Below are 17,552 nucleotides of genomic sequence, written 5' to 3'. Positions count from 1 at the left end.
CCTACATTCAATAGGAGTCAAAAATATTCTCTCTTTAAAATCCAAGTATAGATAACCATTTTAACAACTTCTCTTCTCGCGCTTTTAAATCATCGTTCCTAAGCTTACCTAACTGTATTTCACTTACAATTTCTCCGTCCACCATAAATAGGACTCTTTCTGTTTTCGCTGCTACCTTTACATCATGAGTCACTAACATAATAGTAGTTCCATCACGGTTAATATTTAATAATATTTGCATTACCTCTTCTGTTGATTTTAAATTTAGGGCACCGGTTGGTTCATCAGCAAAAATAATATTTGGATTATTGATGAGCGCTCTACAAATGGAGACTCTTTGTAATTGTCCTCCAGATGATTCGGTTATATAATGGGTCGCTATATCGCTTATCCCCATCTTTTCCATCAATTCAAAAGCACGTTTATTTATCGTTTTCTTACTCTCGCATTTCGCTAAATATGCTGACAAGATGATATTATCAAGTAGATTCAAATTTCTAAGAAGATTACTTTGTTGAAAAATAAATCCTATTTCATTAAGACGTATTTTTGCTAATGCCACTTCTTTCATACATGATATTTCTTTACTATTAATTTTCACACTTCCTGATGACATTTGATCCATTCCACTAATATTATATAGTAACGTCGATTTCCCAGAACCCGATGGTCCCATGACCGATACAAACTCTCCTTCATTTATCTCTAAATCTATATTTTTTAACACATGATAATTTCTGTTTCCATCTATTGAGTATTTTTTATTTAATTGTTTTACTTCTAAAATTTTTTTCAAATTACACACCTCCTACTCCCCATTTCCTTTTAAATCATTTGTTTGTTTCACAGTAAAACTACTGAAAAATGATGTTGCGGCCACAGATATAAATAAAATAGCTGGACATATTACGTAAGATACGATTGGATTAACAATAAATTTTATGTGAGCCATTCCTATAAATGAGCCTAACCAACTTACTAACATTTCTCCAAACGTAGCAGCTAGAAATGTCCCTGTTAAAATACCAATTAACACTATAGCAATAGAACGAGTTATATACTGTATACGAATATCCTTGTAAGAAAAGCCTATACTTTTCATAATTAATATTTGCGAAGAGTCTTTTGCCAATTGCATTTTAAAAAACATCGCAGTAATTAAAACTGATATCAATATCGCAATCAAAATAGCTACTTGAGTTACGAGTCTTAATTGTTTAATTGTTTCTCCTAAAGTTTGCGTTAAATAATCATCCGTATCTGTTATTTTTGCAGAATGAAAATTGTGTTTATATTCCTTCACTTTTTCTTGCAGATTCACAGTAGGCTTCATATCTACATTTACTACATACCATAATATATTTTCTTTATTATAAGAGAAGCTCGCTTTAGCTGTTTTCCCACCATTCGTTACATCTTGGTACATACCACTAATAGTTAATGCTTTCTCTTTTCCTTCTACAAATAAAACAATCTTATCCCCTACATTCTTTTTTAATTCATTTGCGTTCATATAAGAAAGAGAAATTTCATTTTCATTTTTTGGTGCCATACCTTGAATAAAGTCTAATGGAAATTTAGTGAAGTCTCCCACTTCTACATTTAAGTTTTCATGTGTACCATCAGCTTTTACTATTTTAAATGTACTCGTTACAAATGCTGCATATTTTTCTACTTCTTCATCATTTCGTAAATATGATATGACGTCCTTAAATCGTTTCTCTATATTTTCAGTTTGCTGTAAATCTATTCGAATATCACTTTTTCCTGTTCCCATATAATTTACAAACTTCGGTGACTGAATCGTATACAAACAATTAACAGGTACAACAATCATAAATACAGCTATGATTAAAACGATACTTAATACGCGATATAACTTAAATCGTTTTACTACATCTTGTATACCAATAAATATATTTACATTTGTAATTTTAGTTTGATAGAGAGAAAAAGAACTTTTAAACTTCCTCTTTCCTAGATTATCTCTTGATCGTAAAGCATCTATTGCTGTAATTCTCCTGAAATTTCGCAAAATGATACGACAGAAAAGGATAACTGCTATAAATAGCAGAGTTATAACTATTAATGGTACAATAAAATGTAAAATACTTGTATTTGCTGTTCCCATATAAAGTGAGATATTAGAGGTGAATATTTTTGTAACAAATAATGAAAAAATATATCCACATATACATCCGCTAGCAGCAATAACAATATATTTTGTTACATATAATTTTTGAATCTCTTTACTTGTAATGCCGATAGCTTTCATAACACCAATTTCCCGATAATCTTCTTCCATTGAAGTCATAATCGTAAATCTAATACATAAAATCGCGATTAGCATTAATAATGCACTTATTATGATAAGTACTGCAGCTATTGTTCCATCTGCTAATGAATTGAGTGTTTTAAAGAGTGAATAAGTAATAGAGGGACCTTTTTGAGGTAAGTTCGATGACTCGTATAAAGTTTCAAATACATTTATTTTATCTAAATCTGTTAGCTGAAATTCAATAAGATATTCGCTTTCTCCAAAATTTCTTTTTATTCTTTCGAAGTCTTCATCGCTTATTACAAATCGTTTTGAACTAACAATTGATGGGCTCATTTGAACATCACGAACAAATGCCGAAATAGTAAATTCTAGTTCATTATTATTTTTAACAACCCATATTTTATCTCCAATACGCAAATTATATTTTTGCATATAATAAATTGGTACACCTATTTCCCCTTTCCTAACATCAACCACTTCATTATTTAAATCTAATAAAAAGTCAAAATTAGTATTTTGTTTAACGAGACTAATGTCCATTACACTATTATGTTCCGCTTGATTTCTCTTCTTTATAAAAATGTTAGATCCGCCTACTTGAATCATCTCTGCCGTTTGCTGCTTTTTTACAAAAGAAGTTTTTGCAACAAATGAATCAATTGACTTTTGATTTATTTCTCCAGCATGCATTTGTACGAAGTGTGGTGCGTTTGATACTTTAAACAATTGCTCCATTGAGTTCAATAGATTTATAACGTTACTTGAAGCACTAGCCATTAACAGACTCGATAACATGATAAACATAAATAAAATGGTAATTATCATTTTATTTTGAGAGAAATCTCTTTTTAACATTTTCCTAATCATATTAAGCTAGTTCCCTTCATTCCATAATATTTTCTTCGTCACTATCGCTATTATTATCATTATTAGACTAATAGCTAATATAGGTAAATAAATTTTCACACTGAATTCTTCAAACATAAAACCATAAACAACTTGCCCAATTGGCGCCATACATTGAGATACCGCTGTTATAATTGCCATTACCTTTCCTAGGTTTTCATTTGGTGTTTTCTTTTGAACTACAGTAATCACATAGATGGATACAATCGTCATAATCATTGCAATTAGAATAGAAGAAAGTATAAAGAGGATAAATGGTGGGTAGTGTCCTAAATTAAGAATAAATGGTGTGACTGATAGCGCCACTGGTATTACTAATAGAGCTATAATAAGCATCCAATAATATAATGTTTTCATCTGTAACTTTTTAGCAAAAAAACCGATTGACAATGCACCTAATATGGTTGCAAAATCAATTAACCCCATCCCAATTCCATACATCGTATCGCTACTCTGCATAGTTACTCGTAAAATAATAGGTCCTCCAACAACAAATAACGGTGTCAAAATTAAGTTTAGTAAAGCTGCAAGTAACATAGCCTTCAAAATAAATGGCTGTTTTAAAACATATATAAATCCTTCTTTCATATCCTTTACAATTGTCGGTATTATATGGCTTTCTTGCGCTCTTTTTATAAATGGTATTTTAATAAACATTTCTAAAATCGCAGATAAAAAGAAAGCGAGGCAACTTATTATTACGAGCATTTTCAAACCAATTATGCCGTACAATATTCCTCCTAATACAGGGGCAACTATATTAGATAACGCTTGCACACCATTTACGATACCGTTCGCTTGTTCTAACTTTTTCTCTGGAACTAATTGAGGAATACTCGCCATTACAACTGGTGCGTACATTGCACTGATGATTGCTAGTAAAAACATAATTGTTCCAATCAATATAATAGATACAGATCCAATAAATAATAAAACTATAAAGCTTAATACAATCGCAGCGTTTATAAAATCAAAAATAACCATTAAATTACGGCGATTGAAACGATCTGCTATCGCTCCGCCAAAAGGGGCTAGCAAAAATGGAATACTCGTTACCGCATATAGTCCTGCGAATATATCAGCACGCCCTGTTATATCTAGTACATATAATGACAAAGCAAAACGTAAAAGTGTTGAACCTAAAATAGTAATAATTTGCCCACTCACCATTAAATAAAAATCTTTCATCGAAGGTTTTATACTAATAGACATCATAATCACACCCTCCCTTTAATTTAGACCGACTGTCGGTCTATAATATACAAACAGAAAACTATTATTTCTGTTTCATTAAAACCTCTATCATATAATCAAAGGATCCTTCTTTCGCTCCAACAGAGGCTTCCATCATTTTAATATATGCTTTCGCTCTCCTCATCATTTCTTCAGGTTTCCATTGGAATAACCCATCATCAAATATAACTTGCGCTGAGGATAGTAATAGTTCAATCGTTTCTTGTGGATATTGAGTAGAAAATATTCCTTCTTCAATTCCTTGCACTAAAACTTCTGTTAATACAGGAGATAAATGTATAATGGATTGCACTAAACTTTTTTGATGCATTTCTGCATTATTTGGCTGATGAAATTGCTCAATCATTTTATCTTTTACATCCCCTGATTTTGGCGATTGCTCCATTAAAACTCGAAATAACTTTTCTAATACTGGGATATTTGGATTAGAGACGATTATTTTCGCTTTAGCAACATCATCTTTAATGATCCTCATAATGATCTCATCCATTACTTCTTCTTTCGACTTAAAATAGTGATAAAACGTCCCCTTCGCTATCCCTATCTCTTTTAAAATGTCATTTACTGTTGTTTTCGTATAACCTTTCGTAACAAACAAACGTTCAGCAGTTTCTAAAATTTCCTTTCTACGCTCCTCATACTCCTTTACTATTCGCATTCAAGTTCTCCTTCCCATCAGACCGACTGTCGGTCTATTTAAATTATATGTTTAGTTAGTAAAAAGTTTCCTATTATTGTACATATACACCATCCTACTTTCTATTTCCTTTATGAATTTTAAATTTTTTAATACGGTGAATGAAATTTTAAAGGTTGTTTCTATGCAATCACTCTTGTACTTATATCGACTTCGTTGCATAAAAACAAAAAAGAGCCGCAACGCTTTGCGACTCTTTTTGAATAATAACTGTTTAACGGCCACGTCTTTGCTGACCTTGTTTTGTACTACCTTTTTTATTACTTGGCTTATTAAATGATCGATTGTTATCAATTCTCGAACTATTTCTTGAATCACTTCTTGAGCTATTTCTCGAATCACGTCTTGATTCACTTCTTGAACCTTCACGGCTATCTCTTTGACGATATTGACCTGATTTCTTTGGAGCCGGCTTTTGTACCGGTTTTCCATTTTCATCTACATTTTTTATCATCGGTTGTTCGATTATTTGTCTTTGTATTGGTGCACCAAGCGTTTTTTCAATTTCTTCTAAATGTTTTTCATCTTTCGCTGCAACGAACGTAATTGCAAGACCTGATCCACCTGCACGTCCTGTTCGGCCAATGCGGTGAATATAACTTTCTACATCTTCAGGGATATCAAAGTTAAATACGTGCGTTACACCATCTACATCAAGTCCACGAGCTGCTACATCCGTTGCGATTAAGTACTGAATTTTAGCTTCGCGGAAACTCTTCATAACTCTTTCACGTTTCGCTTGAGGTATATCACCATGAAGTTCAGCACAATTATAACCTAGTCCTTTTAAATTATCATAAAGCTTACTTGCTCTAACCTTTGTACGACAGAAAATAACTGCTAAAAATGGCTGATCACGATCCATAACAAAACGAAGTGCATCTGGCTTTGCACGATCTGTCGTCTCAATGACACGCTGCTCAATTGTATCTACCGTTACTTCTTCACTTTGTACTTGAATCATTTGCGGCTCATCCATATAACGTTTCGCCAATTTTTTAATATCTTTTGGCATCGTTGCTGAGAATAACATCGTTTGTTTACTACCAGGTGTCTCATCTAAAATATCTTCAATATCATATAAGAAACCGAAATAAAGCATTTGATCTGCTTCATCTAGTACAATCGTTGAAAGATTACTTAAATCAATTGTTTCACGTCGTATATGATCTAATAATCGTCCTGGTGTTGCTACAACAATATGTGTATTACCTTTTAACTTTCTCAATTGTTGCGCTACATCTTGTCCGCCGTAAATCGCTAGTACATTAATATCTTCTCTTTGAACAAGCATTTTTTTAATTTCAGTTGTAATTTGCAGTGCTAGTTCCCTTGTTGGTGCAACAATTAAAGCCTGAACATCACTAGACTCTGGATCGATTTTTTCTAAAATAGGTAAAACGAATGCGAGTGTTTTACCTGTTCCAGTTTTTGCTTGACCAATTATATCTTTACCTGACAGTATAACAGGAATTGCTTTCTCCTGAATCGGTGTTGCTTCTGTAATTCCATTTTCACGTAATGTATGATTAAACGTTTCACTAATTCCTAATTCTAAAAAGTTTTTCAAATAGACCACTTCTTTTCCTTATTTTTCACATTAGCTTTCATTGTACCATTTGTTTCGCCAAATATGAAAAATAAAAAAATTCTTATCTTCTTTTTTTATATTCATCATGTACTAGGTGGACAAATTCTTTTTGCTTTTTCTCGGAATTTATTAATGCTTCCATGTTAGTAGAAGACAAAATGAACCTTTTAATTTTTCTATTACTCCAAATTAATCTTGTATACTTTGTATCTTCGTGTAGCCTTCGAAACCACTCAAATTCACTTAATTTTGCGATATGATGTTTTAATTTCATATCATTTCGAGGATAAAACAAAATAACATTTGCTATTACATCAAATAACGAACCCACGTTCCTCCCTCCTATAACCACTTTTAAAGTATATACGTTCTCCCATACATATATATTTCAATGTTACGGAAATATAATTATAGGGTGATAAAATTGACCACTACATTAATAAAGATTTTCTGCATATTTTTCTTACTATATTTTCAATCCACCACAATTATAATGGCGAAATCTCAAACAGATGTAATCAGTGAATTCAAACATGCTTTACTCAAAAATGATAAAAAATTAATGCAGTCATATGTAACAGAAGGAGTTGAACTACCTACTTTCCAAAAGGACAAACCTATTCATGAAATTAAAATAGTACCATCTCCAAAAGAAGATACTACAATTCTTATTTCTTATTCCAAAGACACTGATAATGAATTTACTATCGGTTGCATTTTAGAAATAGTAACAAAGAATAATAAAATATCTCAAATTAATCAAATTTATGATGGAACGAATCCATTTATGAAAGAAGCTACTACTGTAAAAGAATATGAAATGAAGTGTAAGGAACATATACTTACTCCTACAAAATTCCCGTTCGAAATTCACGAATTTCAAGGGTACATCTATAACGATTACTTAAACCTCCAATACTACAATGAAGATATTAATGGGATTTTTAAAATCACTGTTTCACCAGTTCAAAACAAATTAGGCTTCTATGTACATAGGGGAGCTAAGTTCTATAGCTTAAAAAATAATATAAAAGCATTATATAATCCTCATTTTGATTCAGCATATGAACTTATCTTTCAGAAGAATGGTTTTCAATATACAATTGCAATTGGTAACAAACTATACATAAAAAGAAAATACAATGTTACTGATTTGATAAGAATTGCGGAATCTATGAATTAAAAACCCGATCTTTTCGATATAAGAAAGATCGGGTTTTTAATATTTTATATAACGAGTGTTCCTCCTAATAATGGGCTAACACAAGTGAAAAAATTTTTAATAGTATTCTTAATCAGCATTTTTATCTTTCTTATCACTGTGATCATTTTTATATGAATATGATAACAAACTAATAACAATTAACCAAAAGACTGAGTTTTGTATCCATTCCGATACTACAGGGATTTGGAACGTTATAAACCCTAGCATAAGACTAAATACAATAATAACTAATTTATGCATATAATTCCCCTTTTTATCTAATTGTATTTTAAAAATGATAGGAGAACAATAGACACTACTTCAATGCTATTTTTAAACATCTATTTCATTTTTGAAGTGACTTTATTATTCGTGAACAAATATAAATTTTTATACAGTAAGTTTTCCTCCATGATAGCAATAATAGCTTGTCGCTTTAAGGTTTTTAATTTTCTTTAAAGACTCTTCCGCTTTTTCTATATTTAAACAAAACTTCCGATTAGCTATAACTAATTCTTGATTCTCTTGAACCGCTGCATCGCCCGTAATTACACAGTTTAAATTCGGAAAATATAATGAAATATGCCCCGAAGTATGCCCTGGCGTCGTCACTATTTTACATTCATTATTCAAAATCATTTGACCATCATGTACTTTTTCATCAACAGGAATATGCCTTACATTTTTTAACTGCTGTATAAACCATTTACCAAATTCTTTTTCTTCATTTGGCATACGTTCTAACATTTCTTCAGCTTGAACCAATCTCTCTGATTTTATATCACCACTAATATAGTAAGATTCAATTTCACTCGCAATTATATTAATTCGAGGATATTTCACTTTAAAATCGTATAAAGACCCTATATGATCGTCATCATAATGAGTAATAATTATATTTTTTAAGTTTTTCATCTCATATCCATGTTTTAAAATTGCATCTTCAATTAAAGGTGAAAAATTTGTATAACCTGTATCTACTAAAGTTAATTCATTGTTTAATATGATTAAGCTCGGATAAATACATTGTTTTCTCTCATTAAATTCGAATTCAATTGGTAGTTCTATTATCTTCATTTTTCTTCCCCCATACCGCTTATTAAATGTTTAATAATAACTGAATCGTCTACATATATTTTACTATACATACTTATGTAACAAAACACTGTGAGTCGTTACATAACCAACATTCTATTATTTTGAACAGGTAATTCCCTATTTTTATGGAATATACAATAAGAAAAACAATAAAATTGATTATTTCCCTACTTCTTTGTCTATCCTTTTAAAAAATCGATGTTTTTGTAAAAGGAGTGTTTATATGGAGAAACAGACACTTTGGAAAAAATTCAAAAAAAGCTCTGTAAACCTCGGTAAATCCAGCGTATATGAAAGTATTATTTTATTCTACACAATGAAAAAGAAAGCGTTACCTACTAAAGCGAAACTTATAATATTAGCCGCTTTATCCTATTACGTATTAACAATTGATTTCATTCCAGATATAGCTGCTATTATCGGGATTGGCTTGTTAGATGATGTTTTAGCAATCGCTATCGCACATAAATATGTTATGCGACATGCTGATGCTGAAATTCGAGAGAAGAGCAAAATAAAAATGGAGTCATTATTTACTTCAGCACAAGCATAATTAAACTATCTATTCATTTACCTAACTTTTCTAGTTTCAAATAAAGTGAACTTTAATTAATGCGAACTCTGTGCACCCCACTGAATATTATTCTTCACCATGCTTTTACAGGATACATCCTTTCGAAAGAAAAAAATTTCTCTTAGCTCTCAAACTAGAGACAAATAGGATGTCAGAACTTGCTCATAAGTTCTGACATCCTATTTTTATTCTTATATACATCTGTTATTCAGTGGAGTCCGAAACGCTTTCAGCAACAGAATCCAGAAGTAGTTTACGTAGTTATATGCGTACCTCTATACAACACCGCTATTGCAGCTGCTATAAGAATCATACCCATAAAAGCGGGTGCAGCATGACCAAGTGATACATATATTTGTCCTCCAATTATAGGGCCAATCATTCTTGCTAAAGCTTGAATAGATTGGCTTCCACCTTGAATCCTTCCTTGTTCACTAGAACTGACAGACTTTGAAAGCATCCCATTGAATGAAGGCCCGAAAATTGAATCACCAAAACCAAACAGTAACATTCCAACGATAAGAAGTGGATAGAGTGAAAATAAAGCTGATGCTGCAATAAAACTGTAGCCAATAATCTCCGAAACCATCCCAAGTATCGCTATTTGTTTATCACTAAGCTTGATCAAAAGCTTTGGCATTATAAAACTTTGTGAAATAATGTCTTGAAAGCCCAAAATTGAAAACATAAGTCCGATTAATGCAGGTTTCCAACTGAAAGTATCCATTGTAAATTGTGTGAAAATTGCTTGTAAAGATCCGTTAGGTATCCAAAGTAAAAATGCTGAGACAAGTAACCATTTTAAGTTTTTCATGGAAAGTATGTTTGCAAGCTGTGCAAAAGGATTCAACCTTACAAAAGTAATCTCTTTCAACCTATTATTTCTGTCAAGGCTCTCAGGCATGTATTTGATCCCATAAACAACATTTAATAAAGTTATGATTGCTCCAAAATACATAGGTACAGTATCACCAAACTTGGCAAGTAATCCCCCAAGTGTTGGGCCAATGATAGTTCCCGCACCTACAACTGCACTCACCCATCCAAAGTATTTCGTTCTCTGTTCTGGAGGAATGATGTCTGCAAAATATGCGAAGATAGTACTTATGCTCCCGCCTGTTATACCTTCTATTATGCGTCCAGCAAATAGTACCCATAAAGCCCCTCCTATACCAAAAACTAAGTACCCGAGTGCAGAACCGAAAAGGCATATTAAAAGTAATGGACGACGACCATATTTATCGCTTAAAGCCCCGAGTGCAGGAGCAGCAAAAAACACGCAAACCGCATAAACAGAGGTCAATAGCGTAACAACTAGAGCCTGTTCTTCCGGACTACTTATATAAGGCTGCACTAAGAATGGCACTACAGGCATAATGATGCTGAAACCTATACCACAAAGAAATACAGAAATAAGGCCGAATATTAAAGCATGTTTATCTATGTTTTTTTCAGTTTCGCTTTCATTTTGTGATCTAAAAATAGACATTTAACTTCTCTCCCCAAAACACTTTGTTGCTTCGTCAACAAAATAATAACCCTGTTTTGTTGATTAGTCAACAAAAATACAATAATAAAAAGGTAGCCTTACTATGAACAGGCTACCTTTTTATTATTTAAATGTATCCCGCACGAACGGAAAAATAAGTTAGTTTTTGGGATTAACTACCCGTAAAAGCCCGAATGCTTCAACTTTATTATGACTTAATATGTATACCTTGTTTCTTTATTTCTGCATCCAAATGCCTACTATACTTTTCCACGAAGCTAATTATACTTTCGAATTCTTCCTCAGTTACTTGCTCAAATACGGCTTTATCTCGCTCTTGAAACTCTTTGTGCAGATCTTCATGGATTTTATAAATTTCTTTCCCTTGTTCAGTAAGCCTAAAATAAATTTCTTTCTTATTTTCCGACTTTTGATAGCTTTCAATAAGGCCTTTTTGCATAAGCTTCTTAGTCATTCTACTTATAGCACCACGAGTCACATAAAAAGCCTCTGCAAGTTGTGTCACATTAGAATCCGCATTATTTTCAATATATTCAATGCAGTGGACTTCCGAAGACTTAAAACCCTTAAGACCTTCTTCCATCTTATCTTTATTAAGCCAAACCATCTTATTATATAATTCCCTTAAACCGTTAATGACCTGTTCTTCTTTATTCATGACCTACCCTCCTAACCGCTCATTAGCACATTAAAACTATTATATTAAATTTCTGCTTACGTTTCGACAATATTGAAATAATTATTGTAACATTACAAGATATGCGTAAAAATAGACGATTACATAAAACAATTCATTAAACAGCAAATAATACAAGTGTATTTTTACTTACAGTAAACAATAGACAAAAAGTAAGAGCTAAGATAATCTCTCTTAGCTCTTACTTCATATAATTAATGTTTTTAAAATACTATTTTACTTCATTAGCTACAAAAAATTGCTCACAGACACTCGAAATACGCTGTAAGTCTACGTTCCCACCAGATATTACCGCTACTACTTTTTTCCCTTTAATATATTGATCAACTTTCCCTGCCAGTAGAGCAGCAGTAGCTAATGCACCCGCACCTTCTACAACAGCTTTTCCACGTTGTAATAAATCTTTCATCGCTACTTCCAGCTCTTTTTCTGATACTGTTACAATATCATCTACTAATTCTTTTACAACTTCAAAAGTTAAATTCCCAGGTATTTTAACTGCGCAACCATCTGCTATAGTAGGTGCCTCATAATGTTCTACAATTGTACCTTTGTCATAAGATGCCTTCATCCCATGTACATTAGCTGCTTGGACACCAATTATATTAATGGATGGATTAAAAGATTTTAATGCAACAGCAATACCAGAAATAATTCCGCCTCCACCGATTGGTACAATAACAGTATCAACATCCCACATATCATCCAGAATGTCTAATCCAATTGTACCTTGACCAGCCATTACCTCTACATCATCATATGGATGTAAGTATGTTTCACCTGTTTCCCTTGTAATCTCCTCACATTTTGCCTTTGCATCATCAAAAGTTTCACCATGTAAAATCACTTCAGATCCATATCCTTTAGTTGCTTCAACTTTCGCCTGTGGTGCAGAAATTGGCATAACAATTTTACTCTTAATACCAAGTAAATGTGCAGATAATGCAACTCCTTGCGCATGATTACCTGCTGAACATGCAATTACGCCTCGTTCTTTTTCTTGATCCGTGAGTTGCGACATTTTATTAAATGCGCCACGGAATTTAAAAGAACCTGTTAATTGCATATTTTCCAATTTCAAGTGAATTTCCCCGCCCGTTTTACTAGTCAAATAAAAAGATTTTACTAATGGGGTTTTACGAGCATTTCTGTCTAGAATGTTTTGAGCTTTTTTAATGTCTGCTATATGTAATGGTAGTTTTTCAGTTATCATACTAACACCTCTTCCAATGATCTATTCCTAAGTTTTCGTATGTAGCAACTCCTTTATACGAAACCACGTATATTAAGTAAAAGTCTTTATATATGTACCTCACTCTGTAATACACACATTTGCAAACAATTCAACATCCTCTTCATATCACGTTCTTTGTAATGATTTAGGCAGGCAATTTGGATCCAGTTATTCTTTTGTAAATACGCTGATTCATAATGGACGATATATCCTTGTAACGCTAACGCATCTCCTAACGCTTTAGAAGAAAGACCTTTATGTAATTGAATGGTAAGTATAATTGACGCAGCATGTTCTTTAGGTGAAACAAACTTTAAACCCATACCAGTAATAGCTTCTTCAACATAATCATATGTCTCTTTTATTTTTACAAATGCCGTTTCATCTTCAAATCTCTTCAAAGCTTCTTGCAATGCATAAATTAAATTCCATGATTGTGAGTATGGAATGCTTTCATTTTTTTCATACATGCCAATGTCCATATAGGCAGGCACAGCCTCGTTTATTTTTACAATGTGGTTATGAAAAACGAAAGAAATTCCTGTATATGATTTAATCGCTTTACCGCTAACACCACTAGCAAAATACACATCATTCAAATCTAACGAAATTGCTCCAATTGAGCTAATGCAATCTACACATAGTTTCATTTGGTACTTGTTACAAAGAGTATTTAGCTCGTCTAAATCGTTTAAAATTCCAGTTGATGTTTCATGATGAACAAACCAAAGCCATTCATAATTTCCAGTTGTCATTATTTCTTCTAATTCGGTATAAATAAACGGCTCTCCCATTTCTTTTTTATACGTATCAAAATGTAACTGTGCGCGTGTTGCATGCCCAGCTAATCTATTACCAAATTCCCCATTTGTTAATACTAGTCCTTTCCCTTTTAAAGAACGTAATTGTAAAGCAATCGCATCATTTGCTAATGTCCCTGTTCCTAACATTATTTGTACACGTTTTGCTTTTGTCATTTGAAGTAACCGTTTTTTCACATTATCCATCGTCACATGAAATGACTTAGATCGATGCGAAATAGGCCGGGTAGAAAATGCCTTTCGAACATTGTCTTCAATGTCTACTGGACCAGGTAAAAACGTGTATTCTTTCGTCATAATACTTCCAACACTCGATTCTTCAAACATAGCAGGTGTTACATACATTGGCTGGAAGGCTGCTGCTTCTGTGCCAACTAACGTATGGAAAGATTTGAATCCCATTTGTTCATATAAAGGGAGTTCACGTGTTGTTGCAGAAATGAGTGCCAATTCATATCCATTTAGAAGCAAATAACGATGTAAAAAGCGAATTAAACCTAACAACGCTCTTCCATTTCGATATTCACGTTCTACTGAAAGTAAACGAATTTCATATACGTTTTCTCCATGTTCTTGCAAGTAAAAACCTAAATTTGAAATTTTATGATCTAATGAGAATGGTCGTTTTCCTCGCAACGCAACCATCCCCACTAACTTATCCTCATCTAAACAAATTAAATATGTATTTTCTTCATGAAAACGATCTATACGAAAACGTTCTTTCGTTTCTTCATGTTGCGGAATCTCTTCTACAAATGTTTTATAGTTCAATTTATGTATACTTTCAAATTCCCAATCTTGATCAGCAACTTTATAAATTAACCCCATGTCCTATCCCCTTTATCTCTCTACTTATCCTCACTATCTACTTAATAAAAATTATAAGTGGAGATTAACTCCACTTATTAAAAGCTCATTTCATTCTCGATTTACATATAAAATAAGTACAATTATAAGAGCACTTAAAATAGTCGTAACAATAGAGTAAGAATAAAAAATCATGCAAATTGGTAAACAAGCGATTGTAATTAATCCTGGCTTAGTAAATCCTTTAAATATTAAATAAAATACAATAAAAACGCCTATTAGAGTAAGCGCTATCAAATAATCAAAAGCGATTAACCCTCCAATAAATGTTGAAATCCCTTTACCGCCCTTGCCTTTAAATAAAATTGGATAAATATGTCCAAGTAAAACAGCCAGTAAAGCTAACATTACAAATGTAAAATCTTCAAAAAGGTATTTTGCAATAGAAACTACAATTGCCCCTTTAATCGCATCACCTAAAAATGTAGCGACAAAATATCCTTTTCCATATACACGCCCCATATTTCTTGCGCCAGGATTCCCGCTTCCTTCATTCCGAATATCAACGTTATGTCTCCATTTCGTTACTATATAAGCGGTCAATATGTTTCCAAATAAATAAGAAGCGACCAAATACAAAAATTGCATACTATTAATCATGTAATCATTCACTTTCTACATGAGAGTACTTATACAATATTCAATGACTATGTATATTGTACTTTTTATCTACATCCCTTTATACATCTTAACATCATATTTTTACAAATCATACAAAAATTCTCATGCAGCTATTTTTTAAAATATATATTCTTCATTAAATAATAAGTCCCTTTCACTGCTGGTTCTGATTGTGATACAAATGTAACTTCCCCTATACTTTTCTCACAGCATTTCTTAAATTCAGTATATATTTCAGGAACGAAACGTAATATGCTTCCACTTACTGCAATTGGAGTGGATAAATCAAACTGCATCTTATTATAAATATTCACCGTAATTCTCGTTAATTCCGTAGCCGCTTGCAGGATAATTTTATGTGCATCATCATTCCCATTTCTCGCTTCCTCAATAATGAATGGTGCAATTGCTGCAACTTTATCTTTTGAAGAGGTGTATACTAGTCTTTTTATGTGTGACGATGTCAAAAGTTGAAACTCGTCTTGAATACTTAAGCTTAATGGGCAAAGTGCAACTCCTTGATCAAATTGATTTGCCATTCTCTTTAAACCCTGTAACGCAATCCAATACCCGCTTCCTTCATCTCCTAAAATATGTCCCCATCCACCGCTATATTCGTACACTTCTCCTTTCTTTCCAAGACAAATCGCGCCTGTACCGCCAATTGTTAAAATTCCATCTTTCCCTTTTAAAGCAGCTGCATGTGCAATCATTGCATCATTAAAAGCTTCAATTTGTGTTCCGTACTTATTTTTTAGACGTAATGTTAATTCATTTGTATTCGCTCCACTTATACCCGCTAATCCTAAACAAATACAAACGCAGTGCCCATCTATTAAAGCTTTCTTGCATTGATCGATCGCCTCCATAATATGCGAAACTGCTTTTTCATAATCTATTAATATGTTTCCAAACCCACTCATACCTCGTACAACTTCGTTTCCGTCTTGATTAAATGCAATTGCTTCTGTCTTCGTTCCCCCACCATCTACTCCAATCATATACTTCATATATGTTCGCCTCATTTTCTTCATATTGGAGGGAATGTTATATTCCCTAAAACTACAGATTGCTTTGCACCTGTTGCGCTTGGCACATTACTCGGATTACGATGATACGTTTCATTTGCTAAAATCGCAAATGCGACAGCTTCTTTCGCTGCGGAAGAATAGCCTAAATCTTCTTGAATACATATTGCGCATTTTTCTTCTTTCAATCCATTTCGTACCATTTCAACAAGTGTATCATTATAACTTCCCCCACCACCTAAAATCACCTCATCGATTTCATAATATGGCAGAATAAACTCCTTATAATGATGAACAATTGAACTTGCTGTAAACATCGTGACAGTCGTCAATATATTTTCTTTACTATGCTTTTCATATCGCTTCAATAATTCACTTACAAATTCTTCTCCAAACTGTTCTCTACCAGTTGATTTTGGTGGATTCATTTTCAAAAATGGATGGTTCATACAATAAGTCAAAATTTCATCTACAACTACTCCCTGTTTTGCAATCCTACCATTTTGATCATATAGCAACTGAAATAACCTTTGACATACTTCATCAATTACCATATTCCCTGGACCAGTATCAAAAGCTATAACGCTCTTATCACTTAAGTGACTTGGTATTACTGTAACATTTCTAATCCCACCAATGTTTTGTAGTAGTCTATTTTTAGTTGGATGACGATACAAAATAATCTCTGAATATGGTACAAGTGGTGCACCTTGTCCTCCTGCTGCCATGTCCATCGTTCGGAAATTTGAGATAACCGTCGTGTTCGTTTCGTATGCTATTACTGCTGGTTCCCCAATTTGCAATGTGGAAGGTATCATATTATCATCTTGCTTTGGTTGATGATAAATCGTTTGTCCATGACAACCTATTAAACCTAATTGTTTCAAAGAAAGATTGACCTCTTTACAAACTTCCTTTACAGCATTGGCAAAACATAAACCGAGCTTAAAATTCAAACTGCATATAAGTTGAACATTTGAATTTTCTATTGATAAGGATTGTTGTATTTCATTTTTTATATCATGACAAAATGGAACTGTAGTAAAATGGATGAGTTCGATTTTAGAATCTACACCGCTTCCTTCTATATAAACGAGTGCTACATCTATTCCGTCTAACGATGTACCAGACATTATCCCTACAATATACATAACATGCATGACCTCCTA

17 protein-coding genes are annotated in these 17,552 nt (G+C 32.7%); 2 read left to right on the top strand and 15 right to left on the bottom strand.

Annotated features, from left to right (window positions below):
* Positions 1–34 precede the first annotated feature (34 nt).
* The 6 genes from LUS72_RS12335 to LUS72_RS12310 all read right to left on the bottom strand — a co-directional run bounded on the left by LUS72_RS12335 (position 35) and on the right by LUS72_RS12310 (position 7,060).
* A complete protein-coding gene (locus LUS72_RS12335; RefSeq protein ID WP_141536789.1) occupies positions 35–796 on the bottom strand; it encodes an ABC transporter ATP-binding protein in 762 nt (253 codons plus the stop codon).
* Between the two features lie 12 nt (positions 797–808).
* Positions 809–3,148 carry an ABC transporter permease gene (locus tag LUS72_RS12330; protein ID WP_264448998.1) on the bottom strand — a complete coding sequence of 780 codons (2,340 nt, stop codon included), beginning with the start codon at positions 3,146–3,148 and terminating at the stop codon, positions 809–811.
* A 6-nt stretch (positions 3,149–3,154) separates the two neighbouring features.
* Entirely contained in the window at positions 3,155–4,402 is a 1,248-nt protein-coding gene (locus LUS72_RS12325) for an MFS transporter (RefSeq protein ID WP_097833270.1), read from the bottom strand.
* Between the two features lie 61 nt (positions 4,403–4,463).
* A complete protein-coding gene (locus LUS72_RS12320; protein ID WP_097833269.1) occupies positions 4,464–5,099 on the bottom strand; it encodes a TetR/AcrR family transcriptional regulator in 636 nt (211 codons plus the stop codon).
* A 253-nt stretch (positions 5,100–5,352) separates the two neighbouring features.
* Positions 5,353–6,717 (bottom strand): DEAD/DEAH box helicase, encoded by a 1,365-nt coding sequence (locus LUS72_RS12315; RefSeq protein ID WP_097833268.1) that lies wholly within the window; start codon positions 6,715–6,717, stop codon positions 5,353–5,355.
* 73 nt (positions 6,718–6,790) lie between these two features.
* Positions 6,791–7,060 carry a hypothetical protein gene (locus LUS72_RS12310; RefSeq protein ID WP_097833267.1) on the bottom strand — a complete coding sequence of 90 codons (270 nt, stop codon included), beginning with the start codon at positions 7,058–7,060 and terminating at the stop codon, positions 6,791–6,793.
* Between the two features lie 60 nt (positions 7,061–7,120).
* Between LUS72_RS12310 and LUS72_RS12305 the strand changes: the two genes are divergently transcribed.
* Positions 7,121–7,912: a hypothetical protein gene (locus LUS72_RS12305; RefSeq protein ID WP_097833266.1), complete on the top strand. Its 792-nt coding sequence runs from the start codon at positions 7,121–7,123 to the stop codon at positions 7,910–7,912.
* A gap of 108 nt (positions 7,913–8,020) precedes the next feature.
* On the opposite strand, the gene LUS72_RS12300 is transcribed toward LUS72_RS12305, so the two are convergent.
* Positions 8,021–8,194 carry a hypothetical protein gene (locus LUS72_RS12300; protein ID WP_170961069.1) on the bottom strand — a complete coding sequence of 58 codons (174 nt, stop codon included), beginning with the start codon at positions 8,192–8,194 and terminating at the stop codon, positions 8,021–8,023.
* A 129-nt stretch (positions 8,195–8,323) separates the two neighbouring features.
* The gene (locus LUS72_RS12295; protein ID WP_097833265.1) at positions 8,324–9,010 is read right to left on the bottom strand and encodes an MBL fold metallo-hydrolase; all 687 of its coding nucleotides are present in this window, start codon (positions 9,008–9,010) and stop codon (positions 8,324–8,326) included.
* 244 nt (positions 9,011–9,254) lie between these two features.
* On the opposite strand from LUS72_RS12295, the gene LUS72_RS12290 reads away from it, so the two are divergent.
* The gene (locus tag LUS72_RS12290; protein ID WP_097833264.1) at positions 9,255–9,584 is read left to right on the top strand and encodes a YkvA family protein; all 330 of its coding nucleotides are present in this window, start codon (positions 9,255–9,257) and stop codon (positions 9,582–9,584) included.
* A gap of 274 nt (positions 9,585–9,858) precedes the next feature.
* Here the strand turns inward: LUS72_RS12290 and LUS72_RS12285 are convergent, their stop codons facing one another.
* The 7 genes from LUS72_RS12285 to anmK form a co-directional block, all read right to left on the bottom strand.
* Positions 9,859–11,094, bottom strand: coding sequence for an MFS transporter (locus tag LUS72_RS12285; RefSeq protein ID WP_097833263.1), 1,236 nt, complete (start codon positions 11,092–11,094; stop codon positions 9,859–9,861).
* A 208-nt stretch (positions 11,095–11,302) separates the two neighbouring features.
* On the bottom strand, positions 11,303–11,773 hold the full coding sequence (locus LUS72_RS12280) for a MarR family transcriptional regulator (protein WP_097833262.1): 471 nt from the start codon (positions 11,771–11,773) through the stop codon (positions 11,303–11,305).
* A gap of 250 nt (positions 11,774–12,023) precedes the next feature.
* The gene (gene tdcB, locus LUS72_RS12275; RefSeq protein WP_098362049.1) at positions 12,024–13,025 is read right to left on the bottom strand and encodes a bifunctional threonine ammonia-lyase/L-serine ammonia-lyase TdcB; all 1,002 of its coding nucleotides are present in this window, start codon (positions 13,023–13,025) and stop codon (positions 12,024–12,026) included.
* An 86-nt stretch (positions 13,026–13,111) separates the two neighbouring features.
* Positions 13,112–14,695 carry an aminotransferase class V-fold PLP-dependent enzyme gene (locus tag LUS72_RS12270; protein WP_097833261.1) on the bottom strand — a complete coding sequence of 528 codons (1,584 nt, stop codon included), beginning with the start codon at positions 14,693–14,695 and terminating at the stop codon, positions 13,112–13,114.
* 90 nt (positions 14,696–14,785) lie between these two features.
* Entirely contained in the window at positions 14,786–15,334 is a 549-nt protein-coding gene (gene plsY, locus LUS72_RS12265; protein WP_264448997.1) for a glycerol-3-phosphate 1-O-acyltransferase PlsY, read from the bottom strand.
* Between the two features lie 131 nt (positions 15,335–15,465).
* On the bottom strand, positions 15,466–16,365 hold the full coding sequence (locus tag LUS72_RS12260) for a BadF/BadG/BcrA/BcrD ATPase family protein (RefSeq protein WP_264448996.1): 900 nt from the start codon (positions 16,363–16,365) through the stop codon (positions 15,466–15,468).
* Between the two features lie 20 nt (positions 16,366–16,385).
* Entirely contained in the window at positions 16,386–17,534 is a 1,149-nt protein-coding gene (gene anmK, locus LUS72_RS12255; RefSeq protein ID WP_264448995.1) for an anhydro-N-acetylmuramic acid kinase AnmK, read from the bottom strand.
* Positions 17,535–17,552 lie beyond the last annotated feature (18 nt).

The organism is Bacillus cereus (genome assembly GCF_025917685.1).
Classification (GTDB): domain Bacteria; phylum Bacillota; class Bacilli; order Bacillales; family Bacillaceae_G; genus Bacillus_A; species Bacillus_A cereus_AT.
This window is presented reverse-complemented; position numbering and strand designations above follow the sequence as displayed.

Excerpts from the sequence above, each read along its gene's own strand:
- LUS72_RS12300 (WP_170961069.1), bottom strand. The coding sequence starts at position 8,194 with ATGCATAAATTAGTTATTATTGTATTTAGTCTTATGCTAGGGTTTATA.
- LUS72_RS12270 (WP_097833261.1), bottom strand. The coding sequence starts at position 14,695 with ATGGGGTTAATTTATAAAGTTGCTGATCAAGATTGGGAATTTGAAAGT.
- tdcB (WP_098362049.1), bottom strand. The coding sequence starts at position 13,025 with ATGATAACTGAAAAACTACCATTACATATAGCAGACATTAAAAAAGCT.
- LUS72_RS12320 (WP_097833269.1), bottom strand. The coding sequence starts at position 5,099 with ATGCGAATAGTAAAGGAGTATGAGGAGCGTAGAAAGGAAATTTTAGAA.
- LUS72_RS12260 (WP_264448996.1), bottom strand. The coding sequence starts at position 16,365 with ATGAAGTATATGATTGGAGTAGATGGTGGGGGAACGAAGACAGAAGCA.
- LUS72_RS12295 (WP_097833265.1), bottom strand. The coding sequence starts at position 9,010 with ATGAAGATAATAGAACTACCAATTGAATTCGAATTTAATGAGAGAAAA.
- LUS72_RS12330 (WP_264448998.1), bottom strand. The coding sequence starts at position 3,148 with ATGATTAGGAAAATGTTAAAAAGAGATTTCTCTCAAAATAAAATGATA.
- LUS72_RS12280 (WP_097833262.1), bottom strand. The coding sequence starts at position 11,773 with ATGAATAAAGAAGAACAGGTCATTAACGGTTTAAGGGAATTATATAAT.
- LUS72_RS12290 (WP_097833264.1), top strand. The coding sequence starts at position 9,255 with ATGGAGAAACAGACACTTTGGAAAAAATTCAAAAAAAGCTCTGTAAAC.
- LUS72_RS12285 (WP_097833263.1), bottom strand. The coding sequence starts at position 11,094 with ATGTCTATTTTTAGATCACAAAATGAAAGCGAAACTGAAAAAAACATA.
- LUS72_RS12305 (WP_097833266.1), top strand. The coding sequence starts at position 7,121 with ATGTTACGGAAATATAATTATAGGGTGATAAAATTGACCACTACATTA.
- plsY (WP_264448997.1), bottom strand. The coding sequence starts at position 15,334 with ATGATTAATAGTATGCAATTTTTGTATTTGGTCGCTTCTTATTTATTT.
- anmK (WP_264448995.1), bottom strand. The coding sequence starts at position 17,534 with ATGTATATTGTAGGGATAATGTCTGGTACATCGTTAGACGGAATAGAT.
- LUS72_RS12325 (WP_097833270.1), bottom strand. The coding sequence starts at position 4,402 with ATGATGTCTATTAGTATAAAACCTTCGATGAAAGATTTTTATTTAATG.